The following is a 1,975-nucleotide window of genomic DNA, read 5'->3' on the forward strand; positions in this document are numbered from 1 at the left end:
TAAATATATTTAAGGTAATGTTTGACTTTTCAAGTTAGAAGTTGTATAATGAATGTGGTTGAAAGTATCTTTAGGTTCAACTTAAGTTGTGGAGGTGGACCGATGAAATACTCTATAAGCAACTGTCCCGTCTGCGGGGGGAAAATGACGATCACTGAGTACAAATGTGATAGTTGCGGTACCACGATAAGGGGAAGATTCGAGCTTGACGATATTATGAAACTCTCCGCCGAACAGCTTGATTATCTGAAGACCTTTATCAAGAATCGAGGCAATCTCTCCGAGGTTCAGAAGGAGTTGGACATCTCCTATCCGACGGCGAGAAACAGACTCGAAGATATAGTGAGGGCAATGGGCTATCAAGTTGTCGACAAGGACAGGGAAGAGGCGTCGAGAATCCTAGAGAGGCTTGAATCCGGAGAACTGCAGCCAGATGAAGCTCTCGAGATGCTCAGGAAAGTCAGAAAAAAGAAGTAGGTGATCTAATTGGATAGGGAAGAGGTTCTAAAAATCCTGAAGCTCGTTGCAGATGGTAAGGTTTCTCCCGAGCAAGGAAGGGACTTGCTTGAAGAGTTCTTTGAATCATATGAAGAAGTAAAGTTGGGAAGGAAATTCTCTATAGAGGTTGTGGATAACCATTCGGGGAAGGTCGAGGCCCATATAAGACTTCCCGTGAGGCTAGCAAAATTCGTCGGAAACTTTGTAAAGGAAAAGGACGCAAACTTCAAGATAGGAGACAGGGTTGTCGACTACAATCTGAAGGAAGTCCTGGACGAGGTAATCAAGAGCGGCGAATCCGTTGAGATAGAAACCGGGGACAAGAGGGTAACGATAAAGATAGAGGATTGAGGGGGTATGGTCGTGGAGAAAAAGTTTGAATTTGACAGCGCCGGAATCGAGATTCTTAAGATCTCTTCAGCTAGCGCGGATCTTCAGATCGACCTTGTGGAAGATGGAAATGTGATTGCATACGTCGAAGTAGATTCTAATGATTATGTGCCCGAAGCTGAGAGTTCAGGGAAGAGGCTGAGTATAAAGTTCCAGAAGGGAACGAATATAAGCATTCCCTTCATAAAGAATCTCTTTGACGGCGGAGCAGAGGTCAAGAGCGTAAGACTCCTCGTGCCTAAGTCTGTAAGGGAGTTAGACGCCAGCAGTGCTTCCGGTGATATCTTCATAACCGACTTCGATCTTAGAAGCCTTAAGATAAGCAACGTCAGCGGTGACGTGAAGATCGAGAACTGCTCTGTAGAAAACCTGAACTTCAATACGGTAAGCGGAGACTTGAACTTCATAGCCTCGAATTATAGAAGAGGTAAATTCGGCTCGGTATCGGGTGATCTCAGGATTAAGGGGCTTCCTCCTATGGAAAGGGAAACGACAGTTTCTTCGGTCAGTGGAGACGCCATTGTCTCCTATTCGGGAGAGCCTAAGTTCGATGCCACAATCTCCTCTGTGAGCGGTGACATCTCATCTGACGTCGGGCTTGTGAAGGTAGATAAGAAACACTATAGATCGGGAAACGGAGAATCGCAGGAGTATTTGAAAATGAACAGTGTTTCGGGAGATCTCATCATTAGTACGAAGTACACGGGGACTCCAGCGAAGGAAGTAAAGGTTGAGTCCAGAACCGTCTCTTCGGAAGAGAAGAAGGGCCACAGATCGGCCGTTGTCGAGGAGAATCTTCAGGATCAGGAGACGAGAAAGATTCTTCTTCTCTTCAAGGAAGGCAAACTTACAAAGGAGTACACCTTTGAGATGCTCGGCATCCTCGGATACTCTGAGCAGGAGATTGAAGAGATGCTTGAAGTGGACGAGGAGCTTCAGAAGTTTAAGGACTCGGTAGATGTAGTAATCAAAAACGAAGATGTTGAAAGTGAAAAGTCTTTTGAAGCTTTAGAAAAGCCAGAAACACCCGAAAAACCGGATACTCCCGAAGAACCTAAATCGATCTGATAGGGAAAAGAAGGTGATA

At 45.3% G+C, this 1,975-nt stretch carries 3 protein-coding genes; all 3 read left to right on the plus strand.

Annotated elements, in window-relative coordinates:
* The first annotated feature begins 102 nt into the window (after positions 1-102).
* The 3 genes from BG32_RS09310 to BG32_RS09320 are packed head-to-tail and all read left to right on the plus strand — an operon-like array spanning position 103 to position 1,956.
* Entirely contained in the window at positions 103-477 is a 375-nt protein-coding gene (locus tag BG32_RS09310; RefSeq protein ID WP_006489399.1) for a DUF2089 domain-containing protein, read from the plus strand.
* Positions 478-486: 9 nt separating this feature from the next.
* Positions 487-849, plus strand: coding sequence for an SHOCT-like domain-containing protein (locus tag BG32_RS09315; RefSeq protein ID WP_006489398.1), 363 nt, complete (start codon positions 487-489; stop codon positions 847-849).
* Positions 850-855: 6 nt separating this feature from the next.
* Positions 856-1,956, plus strand: coding sequence for a DUF4097 family beta strand repeat-containing protein (locus BG32_RS09320; protein ID WP_006489397.1), 1,101 nt, complete (start codon positions 856-858; stop codon positions 1,954-1,956).
* Positions 1,957-1,975: the final 19 nt, after the last annotated feature.

The organism is Mesotoga sp. HF07.pep.5.2.highcov (genome assembly GCF_003666285.1).
In the GTDB taxonomy this organism is placed as follows: Bacteria; Thermotogota; Thermotogae; order Petrotogales; family Kosmotogaceae; genus Mesotoga; species Mesotoga prima.